The sequence below is a fragment of the Pseudomonas fluorescens genome, from assembly GCF_002022275.1.
Classification (GTDB): Bacteria; Pseudomonadota; Gammaproteobacteria; order Pseudomonadales; family Pseudomonadaceae; genus Aquipseudomonas; species Aquipseudomonas fluorescens_AJ.
On record NZ_MSDF01000003.1, the window covers coordinates 1 to 17399 of the forward strand.

At 62.9% G+C, this 17399-nt stretch carries 13 protein-coding genes; 5 read left to right on the plus strand and 8 right to left on the minus strand.

The annotated features are described in order from the left end of the window. Window positions 1–142 precede the first annotated feature (142 nt). From BFW87_RS01565 to BFW87_RS01575, 3 genes are read left to right on the plus strand one after another with little or no spacing between them, the layout of a single operon-like run. Complete coding sequence (locus BFW87_RS01565; RefSeq protein WP_078738246.1) at window positions 143–589, plus strand: MarR family winged helix-turn-helix transcriptional regulator; 447 nt, start codon at window positions 143–145, stop codon at window positions 587–589. Window positions 590–611: 22 nt separating this feature from the next. After that, a complete protein-coding gene (locus tag BFW87_RS01570; protein WP_078738247.1) occupies window positions 612–1175 on the plus strand; it encodes an isochorismatase family protein in 564 nt (187 codons plus the stop codon). Window positions 1176–1182: 7 nt separating this feature from the next. Next, window positions 1183–2427 (plus strand): MFS transporter, encoded by a 1245-nt coding sequence (locus BFW87_RS01575; RefSeq protein ID WP_078738248.1) that lies wholly within the window; start codon window positions 1183–1185, stop codon window positions 2425–2427. On the opposite strand, the gene BFW87_RS01580 is transcribed toward BFW87_RS01575, so the two are convergent. Both BFW87_RS01580 and BFW87_RS01585 read right to left on the minus strand, forming a co-directional pair. Further along, window positions 2402–3199, minus strand: coding sequence for a DNA/RNA non-specific endonuclease (locus tag BFW87_RS01580; RefSeq protein ID WP_078738249.1), 798 nt, complete (start codon window positions 3197–3199; stop codon window positions 2402–2404). The two genes, BFW87_RS01575 and BFW87_RS01580, sit on opposite strands and share 26 nt — an antisense overlap. Window positions 3200–3293: 94 nt before the next feature. After that, window positions 3294–4511: an MFS transporter gene (locus tag BFW87_RS01585; protein ID WP_078738250.1), complete on the minus strand. Its 1218-nt coding sequence runs from the start codon at window positions 4509–4511 to the stop codon at window positions 3294–3296. A 121-nt stretch (window positions 4512–4632) separates the two neighbouring features. Here BFW87_RS01585 and BFW87_RS01590 point away from each other — a divergent pair, with 121 nt between their 5' ends. Then, window positions 4633–5280 carry a TetR/AcrR family transcriptional regulator gene (locus BFW87_RS01590; RefSeq protein WP_078738251.1) on the plus strand — a complete coding sequence of 216 codons (648 nt, stop codon included), beginning with the start codon at window positions 4633–4635 and terminating at the stop codon, window positions 5278–5280. Here BFW87_RS01590 and BFW87_RS01595 read toward each other — a convergent pair. Beyond that, complete coding sequence (locus tag BFW87_RS01595; protein ID WP_078738252.1) at window positions 5204–6148, minus strand: LysR family transcriptional regulator; 945 nt, start codon at window positions 6146–6148, stop codon at window positions 5204–5206. The two genes, BFW87_RS01590 and BFW87_RS01595, sit on opposite strands and share 77 nt — an antisense overlap. A 75-nt stretch (window positions 6149–6223) precedes the next feature. Beyond that, the gene (locus BFW87_RS01600) at window positions 6224–6784 is read right to left on the minus strand and encodes a flavodoxin family protein (RefSeq protein WP_078738253.1); all 561 of its coding nucleotides are present in this window, start codon (window positions 6782–6784) and stop codon (window positions 6224–6226) included. A gap of 112 nt (window positions 6785–6896) precedes the next feature. On the opposite strand from BFW87_RS01600, the gene BFW87_RS01605 reads away from it, so the two are divergent. Then, window positions 6897–7481, plus strand: coding sequence for a TetR/AcrR family transcriptional regulator (locus BFW87_RS01605; RefSeq protein WP_078738254.1), 585 nt, complete (start codon window positions 6897–6899; stop codon window positions 7479–7481). A gap of 48 nt (window positions 7482–7529) precedes the next feature. Here the strand turns inward: BFW87_RS01605 and BFW87_RS01610 are convergent, their stop codons facing one another. The 4 genes from BFW87_RS01610 to BFW87_RS01625 are packed head-to-tail and all read right to left on the minus strand — an operon-like array spanning window position 7530 to window position 17344. After that, window positions 7530–9359: a peptide transporter gene (locus BFW87_RS01610; protein ID WP_078738255.1), complete on the minus strand. Its 1830-nt coding sequence runs from the start codon at window positions 9357–9359 to the stop codon at window positions 7530–7532. Further along, window positions 9356–13186, minus strand: coding sequence for a beta strand repeat-containing protein (locus BFW87_RS01615; RefSeq protein ID WP_078738256.1), 3831 nt, complete (start codon window positions 13184–13186; stop codon window positions 9356–9358). Before BFW87_RS01615 ends, BFW87_RS01610 begins: the two co-directional genes overlap by 4 nt. 10 nt (window positions 13187–13196) lie before the next feature. Then, the gene (locus tag BFW87_RS01620; protein WP_078738257.1) at window positions 13197–16226 is read right to left on the minus strand and encodes a porin; all 3030 of its coding nucleotides are present in this window, start codon (window positions 16224–16226) and stop codon (window positions 13197–13199) included. A gap of 53 nt (window positions 16227–16279) precedes the next feature. Next, the gene (locus BFW87_RS01625) at window positions 16280–17344 is read right to left on the minus strand and encodes a hypothetical protein (RefSeq protein WP_078738258.1); all 1065 of its coding nucleotides are present in this window, start codon (window positions 17342–17344) and stop codon (window positions 16280–16282) included. Between the last annotated feature and the right edge of the window lie 55 nt (window positions 17345–17399).

Sequence of the window (17399 nt, forward strand, 5' to 3'; positions counted from 1 at the left end):
TGTAAGAGCGGAACCATAAGCGGCCGTTACCGCGGCAACGGATATACACCCAAACCAAACCGCCTAACCAACCCCCTCATTAGACCAAAAAACAATACAGCAAAACTGTACAGTTTTCCTTGACTCATGCTACCGTCCCCCCATGAAAAACTCACCCTCACCCATCGAATCCCAAGCCACCCTGGCCGCCGAACTGCGCATCTCCCTGGGCAAACTCATCCGCCGCCTGCGCGAACAAACCCACCCAAACGACTTCACCTCGTCTCAAAAGTCCGTCCTCCTGCGCCTCGACCGCGACGGCCCGACCACCGTGTCGGCTCTGGCCCGCGCAGAAAGCGTACGCCCGCAATCAATGCGCATCACCGTCGCCAGGCTCGAAGTGATGCAGGCCGTCAGCGGCCAACCCGACCCCACTGACGGCCGCCAAACACTGATCCAGCTCACCCCCACCTTCCGTAAATACCTGACCGAAAGCCGCGCCGCCAAAGACGACTGGCTGCTGCACGCCCTGCAAGAACAACTGTCACCCCAGGAACAACTCGAACTCGCCGCAGCCGTAAAACTGCTGGAGCGCCTCGCCGATTTTTGAACGCACTGATTGAGGAAATAGCATGGCTGTCACCTCGCTGGACGCAACTACCGCCCTGATCATCGTGGACCTGCAACACGGCATCATCGATTACCCCTTCATTCACCCCGTCAAAGAAGTCATCGAACGCTCCCGGGTGTTGCTCGACGCCTTCCGCAAACGCGGTTTGCCGGTGGTGCTGGTCAATGTCACCGGCATTGCCCCTGGCCGCACTGAGCGACCGCGCCGCAGCAACGTATTTCCACCGGGCTGGGCCGACCTGATTCCTGAACTCAATCAGCAGCCCGGCGATCTCCTGGTGACCAAAAGATCCTGGGGCGCGTTTGCCAATACCGATCTTGAGTCGCAGTTGAAGGCGCTGAACGTCACCCAGGTGGTGATCACCGGCGTGGCCACCGGCACCGGCGTCGAATCCACGGCGCGGCAAGCCTACGAGGCGGGTTTCAACGTCACCCTAGCCATCGACGCCATGACCGACGCCAGCCCTGAAGCCCACGCCTACAGCCTGCACAACGTGTTCCCCAAACTCGGCGAATCGGGCACGGCGCAGGCCATCATCGAGTTGCTCGACGACCGGGGGGCATGAAACCGCTATGAGTTTCCTCGGCACCTTCCGTTCGCTGCGCAGCCGCAATTACCGTATCTGGGCCGCCGGTGCGCTGGTCTCCAACGTCGGCACCTGGATGCAGCGCACCGCCCAGGACTGGCTGGTACTCACCCAGCTCACGCCGCACAACGCGGCGGCCGTCGGTATCGTCATGGCGTTGCAGTTCGGGCCGCAACTGCTGTTGCTGCCCTGGACCGGCTTCGCCGCCGACCACTACGACCAGCGCAAATTGCTGATCACCACACAGGCGGTCATGGGCCTGCTGGCACTGACGCTGGGGGTGTTCACCATCACCGGTTTTGTCGAGCTGTGGCACGTGTATGTGTTCGCGTTTTTGTCCGGCTGCGCCTCGGCTTTCGATGCTCCGGTGCGGCAGATTTTTGTGGCGGAACTGGTGGGCGAGAAGGATTTGTCCAACGCCATCGCGCTCAACTCCACCTCGTTCAACATGGCGCGCATGATCGGCCCGGCGGTGGCTGGCGTGACCATCGCCTCGGTCGGCACCGGCTGGGCGTTTCTGCTTAATGGCTCAAGCTTTTTTGCGGTGCTGGCGTCGCTGTTTTTCCTGCGAGTCTCGAGCCCACACCTCAAGGTGCGCGCGTTGCGCACCAAGGGCAGCCTCACCGAAGGCATCCGCTATGTGTGGGCGCGGCCGGATTTGAAGGCGATTTTGCTGATGCTGTTTTTGATCGGCACCTTCGGCATGAACTTCCCGATCTTCATCTCGACCATGGCCGTCAGCGTGTTCCATGCCGATGCACGTGGTTATGGCCTGCTGACGTCGACCCTGGCTATCGGCACCATCGCCGGAGCGCTGATCGCGGCGGGCAGCGAGCGGCCACAGTTCAAGTCGCTGCTGACCGGCGCCGCCGTGTTTGGGCTGGGTTGCACGCTGGCGGCCCTGGCGCCGAACTACTGGACGTTCGGGATTGCGCTGGTGATTATCGGCGTGGGTGCGATGACCTTCAGCAACACCACCAACAGCCTGATGCAACTGACCACAGAACCCGCCATGCGCGGCCGGGTGATCGCCTTGCGCGTCGCCGTAGCCCTGGGTGGCACGCCCATTGGCGCGCCCATCGTTGGCTGGGTGGCCGACCACCTCGGGCCGCGTTGGGCACTGGTAGTCGGCGCGGTGTCGGGCATCCTCGCCGTGGGCGTGGCGCTCTGGACGATCAAGCGTCAGCTGGATAAACCGCTGGTGATCAAGACCGACCCACCGACCCTGTAACCGGAAGATTACCGAGCAACTTGAGCCCGGTGGTCTTCACGAACGTCTCGTAGTCCATCGGCCGTTCGATACGGGTTTCGGCATTCGGCAGCACGTAGGCCCAGGCGCGTTTGGATGAGGCGTCGTACACCAGTTTGAACAGGCGCGTCGGCACCCAGACCTTGTTGTTGCCAATGGTGCCGTAGCCCGCATCGAACAACGGCCCGGTGAACACGAACACGTCGCCGTCGGCACGCACGGCAAACTTGCGCACATCCGCCTCGACCTTGCTCCAGATCTTGCGGTTGTTGGTGGGGTCTTGCGGCACCATGTTCGACAACGCGAACGACTGGGCCATGGCGTTCGCGTTTGGCGCGTCGGCAGCCGGCGATTGGTGGCCACGGTCCATGGCCGGGTGCTGGGCGTGGTAGTCGCTCAACTCGGCGCGGGCGCCTTTGGGAATGCGCGGGTCGGCGTAGAACTGGTTTGTGCGCTCTTCGCCTTTGGCGTCTTTCAGTTGCGCGGCATTGAGGCGCTCAACCACCACCAGCGGGGTCTTGCTGGTTTGTGAATAGAGCACCGCAAAATTGTCCGAGCACAGCGCCATGGGTTTCATGGACGCGGGAATGGTGGCGGTGTTGATAGGGTTCGAGGCCGGAAACAGGTCGGCGCAGGCGTCGAATGAAAGCCGCTTTTCCTGTGTGGAGTAGAGGTCCGGGAGATTGCGCGCGGCGGCGCCGGTGGAGAGCAAAACAAGGGCCGACAGCCCGAGTGCGATTTTGCGTAAGTGCATGCATGACTTCTTTGGCGGGGAGTGAGGCGACAGGCTCCGGCAGGCGGAGCCAAGTGAATGATATTGCGAGGGTTATTGACCGGGGTAAGTCACATTAGTGCCCGGCAACGGCGGGTTTTCCTGCACCGCGTGCACCCGGTTTGAAGCCATGGGCATGCGCGCCCCAGGCGAGCACAAACGACACGGCGATCAACAGCAGCATGGCCCACGGAAACGACGCTGCCCCCCAGGTATCCAGCAGCACCCCGCCGACCACGCCACTGGCGGCAATCGCGCTGTTCCACGCCACCACATTCAACGACAGCGCCACATCTGCGCCCTCTCCTGCCGCGTCGGCCAGCGCGGTTTGCAGCAAGGTCGCCGCGCCGCCGAAGCTCAAGCCCCACACCGCCACGCCGAGGTAAATCACCTGCGGCATCTTCCCCAGCAAACCGAATACCACGCTCACCAACGCAAACGTCGCCAGGCTCACCAGCACCGTTTTGCGTAACAAGGGTTCAACCAGTTTGGCGGTGATCCAAATACCCGCCAACGCGGCAACCCCGAACACCAGCAGCACGCTATCCACCCGCTCGGTCAACCCGGCTTGCGCCACAAACGGCGCGATGTAGGTGTACAAAATGTTGTGCGCCAGCATCCAGCTGATCACCACCGCCAGCACCGGCCGCACCCCGGGCGTGGTCAGTACTTTGCCGAGGGACAAACGCTGATGCGCAGCCTGTGGCGGGTAGTCCGGGACTTTCACCAGCACCCACACAATCAAAACCAAGGTCAGGGCCGACATCAGCCCGAACGTGGTGCGCCAGCCCACCAGCCCGCCCAGCCACGTGCCCAGCGGCACGCCAAGGGACAGCGCAATCGGCGTACCGACCATCGCCAACGCCAGTGCCTTACCCTGTTGATGCGGCGCGACCATGCGCCGCGCGTAACCGGCGAGCAGACTCCAGGCCAACCCCGCCGCCACCCCGGCAAAAAAGCGCGCCACCAGCGTCACGCCGTAGTGAGACGACAACGCCGTGATCGAATTGAACAGCAAAAAGCCGACGATGGTCAGCAACAGCACATTGCGCCGACGCCAGCCACGGGTGGCGATGGTCATCGGGATCACCGCCAGCACCGAACCCAGCGCGTAGGCCGTGACCATCTGTCCGGCCATCGACGGTGAAATCGCCAGGCCCTCGCTGATCAACGGCAACAGCCCGGCGGGCAGGGTCTCGGTGACGATACAGATAAAACCGGTCATCGCCAGGGCAAGCAAAGCACCGATGGGCAAGCGATCTGACGATGCAGACAAACTGAGTGAAGGGGTCACGGGAAGCTCCTTGAGCGGACTTAAATACTGATCGATACAAATGTTGCAGGCACACGCAGTGCGTTGTCAACGACTTATGTATCGACTAGTATTTATCTCGTTTTCCACTGGAGTCACGCACATGGCACAAATGGGCCGCCCCCGTAACTTCGACCGCGACCAGGCCGTCGAGCAGGCCATGCACCTGTTCTGGCAACACGGTTATGACGCCACCTCGCTCGCCCAGCTCAAGGCCGGCCTGGGCGGCGGCATCTCCGCGCCGAGTTTTTATGCGGCCTTCGGCTCCAAGGAAGCCTTGTTCGATGAGTGTGTGCAGCGTTACCTGAATACCTACGCCCAAGTCACCGAGTGCCTGTGGGATGAGAGCCTGCCGCCACGCCAAGCCATCGAAACCGCGCTGCGCCAGTCGGCACGCATGCAGTGTGACAATGCCCACCCCAAGGGCTGCATGGTCACGCTGGGCGTGATGAGCGCGCCGAGCCCCGAAAACGCACGGGTGGCGGACGCGTTGACGCAGTCGCGGTTGCGTACACGTGCGGGGATCGTGGCGTGTGTGGAGCGCGCGATGGCTGCCGGTGAATGGGCGGGCACGCCGGATCCGCAGGTGATGGCAACCGTGTTTGACAGCTTTCTACAGGGCATTTCGATACTGGCGCGGGACAACACGCCCCACGAAACCCTTGATGCAGCGATCAGCCAGCTTTTGCTGACGTGGGCAGTTGCGCCCACTGCTCCCGACACCCCAGCAAAAAATCCACAAACGCCCTGACCCGATGCGGCACGTACCGCCCGTGGGGGTACAGCAACGTATACGGGCGTGAGCGGCCGCCAAAGGGTTTCAACACTTCCACCAGGCTGCCGTTCGCCAACTCCTGCTCGACGATAAATCGGTAGGTCTGAAACAGCCCCGCCCCATGCCTGGCCAGGGTCACGCCGCCCAGTACATCGTCGGAACAGCTGTACCCCGCCTCCCCTGCAAACTCTTGCGCCTTGCCATACACGTTAAACAACCAGGGGATGCGTCGGCCATTGCTCGGCAGTTCGTACTGGATGCACTCGTGGGCAGGCAAATCCTCCAGGGTCTGCGGGATACCGGCGCGCTGCAGGTAGGACGGCGCGGCGATCACCACCAGCTCAGCGTCCTCCAGCAGACGGGCGATCAGCGACGAGTCCGGCTGGGCACGGACGCGCACGGCCAAGTCATAACCTTCGGCGACGAAATCGATATTGCGGTTGCTGATATGGATGTCCACGGTGACCTGCGGGTACAACGCGCGGAATTTGGGGAGTAGCGGCAGCAGGCGGTGGTGCGCGTAAGTGGTCGGGATACTGATACGCAGCAGGCCGGACGGTACGGTTTGAGCGCCCATCACTTCCTGCTGCGCCTCGACCAGTTGCGTCAACGCCTGGCGGCATTGCTCGAAAAACGTGCGGCCACTGTCGGTCAGGCGAATGCTGCGCGTGGTGCGCACAAACAGGCGTGAACCCAGACGCTCTTCCAGCCGCGAAATACTGCGGCTGACGGCGGCCGGCGTGACTCCGGCGACCTGCGCGGCGGCGGTGAAGCTGCTGGCTTCGGCGGCGAGGCAGAACAGCTCGATGCTGCCCAGCTGCAAATCTTCGAAATGGCGTTTCATGAGCGATGACACCGGGTAACGATGAGAGAGGAATAGCTCCTGTTTATCAGTACCCGGCGTACAAATCCAACCGACTTAGCGGGCGGCTTTCAGGCGCGCAGCAATCGTCGCCACGCGTTGGCCATACAACAGCGCCGTCTGGATATCACCTTCGGGGATCGCCGAAGCATCCGCATCCGAAGGCGCCTGAACGATCAACCCCACCGAACCGCCCAGGTTGTTGATGTCATTGCGCGTCGCGGCCAGGGTATTGGCCGGCAGCAGGCCCAGGCTGACCCAGATCCCGCCGTGTTGCGAGGCCAGGGTTTGCAGGCCGATCAGGGTGACTTGTTTGTCGCCGCTGAAGCTGGCGCTGACGGTGAAGCCGCCAAAAACCTTGTCTTGCCAGCCGCGCGTGAACCAGTACTTGGCGGTCGCGTCGGAGAACTTTTTGAACTGCCAGGCGCTGGAACCCATGTAGGTCGGCGTGCCAAAGATGATGCCGTCGGCGGCGTTGAGCAACGCCCAGCCTTCTTCGGACACGTCGCCGTTTTCACTCACCTCCACCAACTGCGCCTGCGCGCCCTCTGCCACGGTGTGCGCCACGCGGCGGGTGTGGCCGTAACCAGAGAAATACACCACTACTGTGTCTGTCATGGGTTGATGCTCGTCAGGTCTGAATGAGTTTATATACTGACCAGTCGGTTTGACTCTCGTCAAGCACCCGCCCTAGACTTATTTCAACTTATTGCATAACCGGAGGCACGACATGGGGCGCCCATCACGCAAGGATGAGCTGCTGGCAGCGGGCATCGAGGTGTTGCATCGCCAGGGCTACGCCGGTTCGTCGGTGGACGCCATCGTCGAACACGCGGGCATGCAAAAGGGTTCGTTCTTTGGGCATTTCGGCTCCAAGGAAGCCTTTGCCAGCGAAGCGCTCAACGGCTATTTCAAGGATTGGACCGAGCACGCACAGACGATCATGGCCAATCAAGCGCTGACCTCGGTGCAGAAGCTCGACGGGTTGATCGGCATTTCCACCCCGGCACGCGCCGACGCGTTTCGCTATGGCTGCCTGATCGGCAACCTCGCCGCCGAAATGGCCACGCGGCATGACGAGGTGCGCGAGACCATCGCACGTCTGTTACTGGAATGGGCCGTGCCCTTTGCGCAACTGGTGCGTGAGGGGGTGGCATCCGGTGAATTCCGAAAGGGGCTGGACCCGGAGCCGACCGCGCGCTTCCTGATCAATGCGCTGCAAGGCACAGTGCTGCGCGGCAAGATCGAGCGTTCACTGGAGCCTTATGACGACTTTGTTGCGTTGGTTTCAGCGTTGCTTTTGCACAATGAGTGACACGCAAATGTTTTGTGGCGAGCGGGCTTGCCACAATAAAACTGCGATCTAGAGTAATGCCAGCAACGCCTCGCTCAACGCATGCGGTTCGCCGCTGAACAGCACGTCCAGAGGGTTACTGGATTCCAGGTGCCGATACAACGCCGAGCGTTCGGCATAATCCCCCGCCATCCGCACCGCCGCTTCCACGTACTCCTCATGGGTTCGCGCGATGCTCCATTGCGGCAATCCCACTCGCCGAAACAACCCCTCATCAATATGTTCAAACACCTGCGGCCCGGTCTTGCACACGCCCGGCAAGCCCACGGTCAGCGCGTCGATAATGCCGTTGGTGTTGCCAAACGGAAACGGGCTGAGGAACAGATCGCAGCCATTTAGCGTGGCCATATAGTCCGCATAAGCCTGGTGCGGGTACACCGTGGCATCGCCCACGTAACGCTCGATCAAGCGCACCAGTTGCGGGAACAACAACCCCTGCGCCTGCCCCACCAGAAAGTGAAACCGCACACGCTTGCCTGACGCCTGCAACGTGCGCACGGCAATCGCCTGACAGGCGCGCAGGAAGGTGGGGTTGAGTTTCATGGTGGTGGCGGCAACGGCGATATTCACCCAGTCAGTGTCTTGCCGCGCCCTTCGCGGCAGCTCAACCGGGATCGCCGAGGGCCGATACGGCTGACCATTGGCCGGCAGTTGCAGCAGGCGCTCGCTAAAGCAGCCCGGGTCGCCGACAAAATCCGCTTCCACGCTGATGCAGTCGATATGCCGCGACGCTGTGGTCGCCGGGTGCCCCAGTGCGGCCACCTGCAACGGCGCAAAGCGCAGGTTGCTGGCGAACAGCGTGATCTGGAACATGCCGACACTGGGCATGTAGAACACGTCGGGACGCTGCTCGCTGGCCAATGCGCTGATCTGCCTCAGGCACGCAAACAGGTCGTCGGGCTCGCGCAGTTCAATAAACTCATCGAACACTTCACGCCCCAAGGCATCCACATTCGCCGCATACCCCATCGCCACCACGTGGAAGTCCCGTCGCGCCGCCTGCAACGTCAGCGAATGCGTGCGATAGATCGAATGCCCGCCGGAAAACCATTCCAGCAGCACCAGCATCAGCGGCTTTTCCCGCAGCGGCGGCGGCGCCTCAGGCACGCCGTGAATGCCCACGCTGTCGAGCTTGCGTTCGATCAGCGTGTTGATCGACGCCTTGATGCGATGGCGCTGCGGCAAGTCGGCATAGCTGCAATGCATGTACACGTCATGCAGTACATTCAGCGGCAGCGTATCCAGGCTCTCAAGCGTCTCCAAACGCCCCGGCAACCAAGCCAGCAATGCCTCGCGCTTGGAGTGCGCCGCCGGGGTGCCAAGAAAGCGTGGCGACATCAAGGCCATAAACAGCGCTGCCGCCAGGGTCGGGTTCTGCGCCCAGAGCAGCTCCACATCCAGCGGCAATTGGGATTCCGGCGAATAGAGCAGGCAGAACTTCACCAGGTCCTGTTCGGCAATGCGGTAGTCATCGCCGTTCGCCCCCAGCAAATTCAGCGAGCGCAGGATGTGGTCGCAGTTGATAAACGCACTGGCGGCAAACAGCGACGACAGCCAGCGTTGCAGGTTGATCAGCTGGCCAAACCCACCTGGGCTGATCGTAAAGTCCGGATCGGAAAACAGCGCCGTGATCGCGCTGGTCAGGCGTGTCAGCACGTGGCTTTCCAGCTCGCCCGGCGTCACCGCCGGGGACACGCTGAGGGAGAACTGCTCGGACAACTTGCCGTAGTTGCGGTCGATCAATTGCAACAGGCGCACCAGCTCGCGGGCGCCGCCCTCGTGGTCGCGGGTGTAGCACAGGTATTCGAAGGCTTCGAGGGAGAACACCGGTTCGGTCATTGCGACGCTCCCTGGGCGACTTCGATACTCACGTCGTCCGCCACGCTGCCCAGGGGCGTGAGGTGGTAGTCGCCGGTCAGCGGCTTGCGCCAGGTGTCGCCGACCATCTGGCTCTGATGGAATTGGCGCGTCGGCTCGGAGGTGACCGGCAGCAAGCCGTTGTGAATGATGCCGCCACGGTCGATCAGCACGGCGCCGTTGCCGGTGGCGCTGAGGGTGGTGCTGTCGGCGTTTTGGCTGAGGTAGTTGCCCGAAGGCGTGTCCAGGTCCAGGCGCAGGATGCCATCGGCGACCTGCAAGGTGTTGGTGCCGCTGTCGAAGCTCAAGGCCGCGCCGCTGGTGCTGCGCCCGATCACGTTCAAGTTGCCGCCACTGGCCAGCGTGTTGAAACCCCGGGTGCTGGTTGCGCCGATCGCCACCCCGGCGCCGCTGCCCAGGGCCGTGCCCTTCACGCTGATATCGCCGCTGCCGGAGAGGATTTTCACCCCGTTGCCCGCCCCGGACGCGCCACTGCGAATGCTGATACCCGGCGCGTTCGACGCCGGGCCTGCCGTGCCGATCAGCGACAGGTCACCGCTCACGGTAAAGATCGTCACTGCACTGCTGCTGCCCGACGGGAAAATATTAATCCCCGACCCTGTGTCAGACGTTCCGTTGAGCGTTACAGAACCGCTGCCCGTGGCGCCAATCGAGTTCTGCCCGGTCAGCAAGCCGATACCGTCCCCCGCGCCGCTGCTGCCATTGAGGGTCAGCGCGCCATTTTCCACACTCAGTTGCGCTTTGCCGTTGCCATACACCTCAATGCCACTGCCCAGGTCGCGGGCGTTGCCGGTCAGGGTCACGTTGCCATTGCCGGTAGTCTGGATGATGTTATTGACGCTGAGGATTGCGATGCCGTGGTCCAGCTCGCCGGCGTTGGGCGAGTGGAAATTGCCGTTGAGGCTGATGTCGCCGCCCTTCGAGGTAATGCGGTTGCTCGAGGTGCCGTTGCCGGTGCTGCCGCCGAGTGCGATGGCGTCGGAGGTGCCCACCGAATCGCCGCGCAGCGTGATATCGCCCGTGTCGGTGCTGACACTCACGCCTTGCGAATTGCCGGTGGAGTTGAAGAATATCCCGTAGCCACCAAACGAGGTGGTGCTGTTGCCGTTGATGGCGATATCGCCGCTGCGGGTCGCCAGGTTGATTGCCGAACCTGCGCCCGACGGCGCAATGTCCACGCCGCGCCCGGAGGTGCTGGTGCCGTCCAGGGTCAGGTTGCCGTTTTGAGTCAACAGGTTGATGGCTGAAAACGCCCCGCCGGCGTCCAGCGAGATCGCCTTGAACGAGCCGGAGGCGGTGCTCACCGCGGTGTGGTTGGCGTTCAACCGGACATTGCCACGGGTGCTGGTCAGGTTGATCTGTGCACCGGGCGCGGCGGCCGTGCCATTGCCTGAGGCGATCAGCGCCAGGGCAGGCGTGGTGCCGCCCGAGGTGACGCCGGAAACGGTGATAGTGCCGTCGGTGGTGAGGTTGATCGCCGAGGTTGCCCCGGTGGAATTGAGGATCGTGCCGTAGCTGCTGGTGCTGCTGCCGTCGACCACAATGTCGCCGCCCTGGGCGGCATTCAGATTTACCGCACCATTGCCCGACGCCGCAAGGAACACGCCGCGCCCACCGCCACCGCCCTGCACGGTGAGCTTGCCGCTACCCACGCTGAGCGTTTGCGTCGAACCTGCTGCCGTAGAACAGACCAACACCGCCGCGCCCGACGCCGCATTGCCGCGCACGGTTACGTTGCCGCTGCCCGTGGCCGCAATAGTGTTGCTGGTGCTGAAAATGCGCGTGCCGTTGCCGCTGCCCAGGTTGCTGCTGTCCACCGTGATCGAGCCCACGCCCGAGGTCAGCAAACTGCTGCCGCCGGTCAACACGAAGGCATCGCCGGTGCCGCTGCTGCTGGCCTGCAAGGCATTGATGCTGATGTTGCCGCCTCCGGCGTTGAGCGTGCTGCCGCTGATGTTGATCGCAGTCGCGGTGGAGCCCGCCGCCAACGTCGACGAGGTGGCGCCGCGCAGGGTGATGTTGCCACCGCTGGTGGTCAGGCGCGTGCCATTGCTCAACGAAATGCCGGTGCCGTTGCTGACATTGGTACTCGCCCAGGCGGTCGCCGGGTTCACTGCGCCGCTGATGGTCAGGTTGCCGCCGTTGGTGCTGATGCTCGCGTTGCTCAAGGCCACCGAGCCGTTACCGCTGTTGTTGAAGTTTGACACCAGCGACACGTTCAACGTCTTGCCGGTGCCATTGCTGATGCTGGTGTTGGTCATCACGATATTGCGGTGCGCCTGCAAGGTCAGGGTCGCATTGCCCACGCCCTTGACGTTGGACAGCACGTTGATATCCCCCGACGTACCCGCCCCCGAAGAGGTGGTCACGAGGATATTCGCACCCTCCGACAGCGACGCATTCAGCGTGGCCGAACTCAGGTTGGAGCTGCCACCGGCATTCGGCGTGAACGGCGAGCTGCTCGACGTGCCGCTGCTGGCGCCGCTGGTGATGTTGATATTGAACGGGTCGATCAACCAACTGCCGCCCTGCCCCGACACGGCGCTGAGGTCGACGATACCGGCCACGTCCAGCGCATGCCCGGAGGTTTCCACCAGCCCGCCGCGCCCCTGTTGCCCGGCGCCGCGCACGCTGATGCCGCCGTAGAACTGAGTGCTGTCTTTGGACCAGAGGACGACCTTGCCGCCGTCACCACTGCTCAAGGCGTTGGCGCTGATGCGTGCATCGCTGCCCATGAACGTGCTGTCGGCCTGATGCAGGCTGCCACTGCCTTGATAATCGCCGCCCATCAATACGGTGCCGCCGCCGACATCGCCATCGGCATCAATGCGGCCGCTGTCGAACAGGCCGACGTATTGCCCGGTCAGGGTCACGTTGCCGCCGTGTTCACCGGCGTTTTTGCCCGATACATCGAGCACGCCGCTGTTGACCACCACGCCACTGTCGCCGCCATCGAGAATAATCCGGCCATTGCGTTGTTGCAGGCTGCGCGCCTCGATCACGCCCTCGTTGTTCACCACATTGCTGAGCATGGCCTGGGAGTCGCGAGCGGTCATGGCAACGGCGCCGCCATTGGCGCTGAGCAAGCCACGGTTGATCACGCTGGCGCCGATGGCCGGGTCGTTGACCTCGACATTGATCAGGCCGTCGCCGTTGAAATCCAGGGTGATTTTCTCACCACCGCCCAACACTACCGAACCGAGACGCGCGACCACCGTGCCTTCATTGCGCACCTGGGCGCCAAGCAGCGCCACGCTGCCGCCGTCCCGCGCGCTGATCGTGCCTCTGTTCACCACCGCGCCGCGGCTGGGCCCGGCGAAGACGTTTTTGCCGGCCATGAATTCGCTGTTGGAAATATTCAGCGAACTGGCGACCAGCCCGCCCACATCGACCATGGAGCCGGCGCCAAACAGCACGCCTTGGGGGTTGACCAGAAACACCTGGCCGTTGGCATTCAAGTGCCCGAGGATCTGCGAGCCGTCACTGCCGGTGACGCGGTTGAGCGCCACCGAGGAGGCACCGGGTTGCAGGAAATTCACCTGGGCGTTGCTGCCGATATTGAAGGTGTCCCAGGTGGTGATCAGGCGGTCACTGCCCTGGTGCACGGTCAACACATTGCCGTTGCTGCTGAGGCTGCCGCTGCCGGCGACCACTTGGCCGTTGGTGGGCAGCGCGTTGCTGTCCAGGGCCAGGGCGGGCATCGGGGTCAAACTGTACAGCGCGCAGAGCACGGCAAAACTCAAGGGTTTGAGAACAGGCAGCGTGGTCTGGATTTGGGGTTTGCTCACAGCCTTCTCCTCAGAACGAATAGTTGATGCCAGTGCCGATGGCGCTGATGCTGGTGCCCACGCCAGGCGAGTAGCCGCTGGCCGCCGTGACGCCGGTCAGGGCGAAGTTGTAGTTGGCCAGGGAGTTGTTTTTCAGCAGTACGTACTGGCCGAACAGGTCGATGCGTTTGGTCAGTTTGTAGTTGGCGCCGACGGCGTATTGGGTGGCGCCCATGCCATGGGTGTCGCAGTCGGGCGCGGCGGCGCCGATCATTTCGCATTTGCCCGGCAGCGCCTTGCCGTAGCTGGCCTTCAAGGTCCAGGCGCCCAGCTTGTGGGACGCGCCCAGCAGGTAGGCGCGGCGGCGGTAGCGCGACAAGTCGCTGGAGGTGGTGCTGGTGTTGACCACACCGTCTTCGGAGTACGACAAGTCATCGGCGATCACCGACAGCTTGGTGTCGCCAAAGTCGTAGGCCAGGCCATAACGGAAGCTGAAATCATCCGAAGAAGTGCCGTCAGTCACGTGAGTGCTGCTGCCCAATCCACGGGCATTACGGCCCAGGTCGGCAATACCGAAATAGTTGATGTGCCGCTCGGCCGCGAACACCGCCGTGAAGCCGCCGTTGTTGTAGCTCAGGCTCGTGCCGTAGATGTAGCCCTTGTCCACATCATTGGCGACGCTCATGCCGTTGTTCGAATACCCCAGTTTGAGCTGAAAGCCGTTCCACACCGGCGTCCAGTACTCCACCACGCCGGACTGGCGCCGGTTGAAGGCGGCATCGCCGTTCACTGCCGTGTCGTCAAAGCTTTGCGGGCCATTGACGTTGGTCGACAGCCCGGCGCTGAAGCCCGGCGAGCCGATGATGTTGAAGTAGGCAGCGCTGGTCTTGCCGTTGAACGGGTCGAGGCTGGTGGTCGCCTCTTTCATCGGCATGTCCCACACGCCGTACAGCAGCGTGCCGTAATCGGTGTTGTTGAACGCCGCGCCGGTGTTGCGCAATTTGGTACTCGGCGATGCCGATGGGTTCACCGATTTGTCGTCGCTGGCGGTGTAGTTCATCGAGATGCCGTATTCCAGCTGCCAGAGCAGCTTCCAGTCATCGCTCAGGCCATAGCCGCCGTGCACGCCGATGGCCGAAACGTTATCGCGGGCGCGCCAGAAGCTCGCCATGTTGCGCCCGTTGGGGGTGGCCAGGCGGTTCTGGTTGGCAGGCGCGGCCGGTGTGGAGCCGTGACGGTCAACGTATTCGGGGACGATGCCGAAGTCGCCGTAGATCACCGTGTCGGTCTCGGCCACTTCGAAGTCTTCGCCTTTGGATCCGAGGTCGCTGGCCAACCCGGCGAACGCCTGGGGCGAACCGGAAATCGAGAACCACAGGCGCTTGGCCGCACGGTCGTCACTGGAGGGGTCGGCACCCGGCGAAAAGGCCAGGCTGGTGTTCATCACCAGGTCACGGTGATAGAGGTTCAGGCCCACACCGTAGCCGTAGCGCGTGAGGGTATTCTCACTGTTGTCCCACGGGTTCTTGTTGACCTTGACCTTGCCCGCATCGGCAAACAGCGTGCCTTCGGCAATCGCACCCTGGAAGCGGCCGAGGTATTTGCGCAGTTCCAGGCGGCCGAGCAGGCCCTCGTCGCCAGCCACTTCGCCGACCGGGTAGGCGCGCACGCCGTTGGGGCCGCCGAGGCTGAGTTTTTCCGAAGAGTCGAGGTTTTTGTCGGCCCATTGCCCGGTCAACGAGCCGAACAGCGAGTAACCACCGCCAAGGTTTTGCAGGCGACTGAAACTGGCGTTGGCTTTCTTGTAGCGCCCGGCGGCGTTGGCGGTCAGCGCATCCAGCGTGGCGTCGGCGGCAGTGTTTTTGTCCAGGTCGCCAATGCCATAAGACAGGCTCCAGGCGTTGCTGCCTTGCCAGTCATCGCGCCAATTGCCGTACAGCGTGGCACTGCGAAACACGGCGGATTTGTTCACGGTAAAACCACCGGCCGAGTCTTCGAAACGCCGGTGATCTTCGGCCAGGTTGAGGCTGATATTGCTGTCGCGCGAGCGCAGCAGCGAGCTGTTGATAAACACCGAGGACACTTGCGCAGTGCCGTCGGCGTCCAGCCCCTTGAGGTTCTTGCCGATGTTGTATTCAAGCTCGGCGTAGTTGGCGCCCACCGAAATACCCGTCGCGCCCAGCGGCTGCTGGTAGCCGACGCCCTTGATGTCGAGGCCTTCGAAGGAGTTCTGCGAGGTGGCGGTAAAGCTGTCGCCAATGCCCAGCGCATCATTGAGGCTGACGCTGGACGTGAGGCGGTTGGCGCCGGTGTAGTAGTTGCCGTAATTGTCGATAGTTGCGCGAGCCGTAATCGCAGTCATCTCGCTGAGCTTGAGCACAATGTCGGCGGCGCCGGGCTGCTGCGACGGGCGCAGGATGGCGTGCACCGCCACGCCGGTGATGTCCGACAGGCGCAGCAGCACGCGCTCCAGGTCCTGCTCGCGAATAATCGTGCCCGCGGGCAGCGCGTTGACGAACTGCTGCTGCACGCCGGGACGCAGGCGCACGTTGGCGTCCGGTAAGGCGCTGACCTGGCCGATCACGCCTTCGGAAATACCGACAATGACCTGGCCGTTTTGAATGTCCTGCGCCGGCAAGTAGGCGCGCGCCACCAGGTAGCCCCGCGCACGGTACAACGCGGTGACCTGCGCGGCCGCCTCGCGCAAACCGTCCAGGCCGAGGGTCTTGCCGACGTAGGGCTGCAGCGCGGCCTGCACCTGCGCGTCACTGAGTTCGCGATTGCCCTTCACCACAAAACGCTGCACCTGCAGCTGCAAGGTCGAGGGGCTGGCGGCGGGCGCGGGTTCATCGTTCTGGCTTTCGATGCGCACACTGCCAGGCGGTGCCGGCTGCGCATTATCCGTGGGGCGCAGCACCGAGCGGCTGTTGTCGAACAAGGTGCCGGACGAGGGCAGCGTGTCAGCCTGGGCGTGGGCGGTGATCAGGGCAACGGCCAGCAGCGACAATGCGCCAGGCCCCCAGGCGCGGTGCGCCCGGGTAACGGGGAGAGTTGGGCTCATACAGTTCTCTTATTGTTTTTATCGAGACGCAGCGTTGGGCGAAAGCGTGAGGCTTAGGGGAAGAGCATCCGTGCGACGGCTTTATCACCGAGCAACCGCGCCGCGTTATGGCCGATGCCTGGAATGGTGTGCTGCGGGTGGCGCAGCGGGATCTGCCACTGGGTCGACAGGAACTGCTCGTAACTGACGAAGTTCAGCTGTCGATCCAGCCGCGTGTCGCCCTGGTAGTTCGCCCCGCAGGAGGTGTCCAGCACGCGGCTGGTGGGGTTGTTGTCCTGGCCGCCGACTAGGTAGGTGATGTCGCGGGCGGCATAGCGGGCAAACACCTGGCGGCTCGACAGGTGCTGGTTCAGCAGGTACGCAGGCGCGCCTTCGATGCCGTAGCGATAGCGGCTGTAGCTGGGGCACAGAATGCTCACCACCGGTTTGAACGCGCCGCCCTGCAGGCGGTTGTCGTCGAAGTAGACGTAGCTCGACGGGCTGGCGACCACGTAGCGAATCGTCAGGCCATGGGCCTTGAGGCCGGGGTCGAGGTCATTCATCACCGCGTAACGCTGCATCAATTGCGCACCGGCCGAGTGGCTGACCATCACGATTTCCTTGAGCGCCGGGTAGCGCTGGCGGTCGGACAAATAACCGACCACGTCGTCGAGCACCTGGAACGCCGGAATGCCCTTGCGACCAAACTGCGATTCGCTGCCATGCATCCACCGGTCACGCGGCCACAGGGGCATGTCATCGCTGACACCGGAATCGGTGGGCGTGAGGAAGTTCGGCGCGATCAACAGCGTGCTCGCGCTTGGCAGATGGGCATTGCCCAGCAGCTTGCGGCCAGTGTTGAAGTACTGGCCACCGTCGCGCTGTACGCCATGCAGAATGATCACGGCACGTTCGATGGTCTGTGGCGGGTTGTAGAGGTCGGCGTTGGCGTAAACCAGAAACGGATAGGCGCTGCCGTCGTGGCCCAGGCGCAGGACCTGGCGGGCATCGGCTTCGGGTTTGTCGGCGTTTTCGCTGTGCACATCGACCTTGGCGCAACTGGTCAGTGTGCTCATCAAGGCAAGCGTCGCCACAACGAGGGTGAAGGGTTTCATGGAGGTGGACAGGCGTATGAACATGACCGGGCACTTCTCTTGTTTTTTTAAGAGCCTACCAGCGCCGTCCACCTATGAA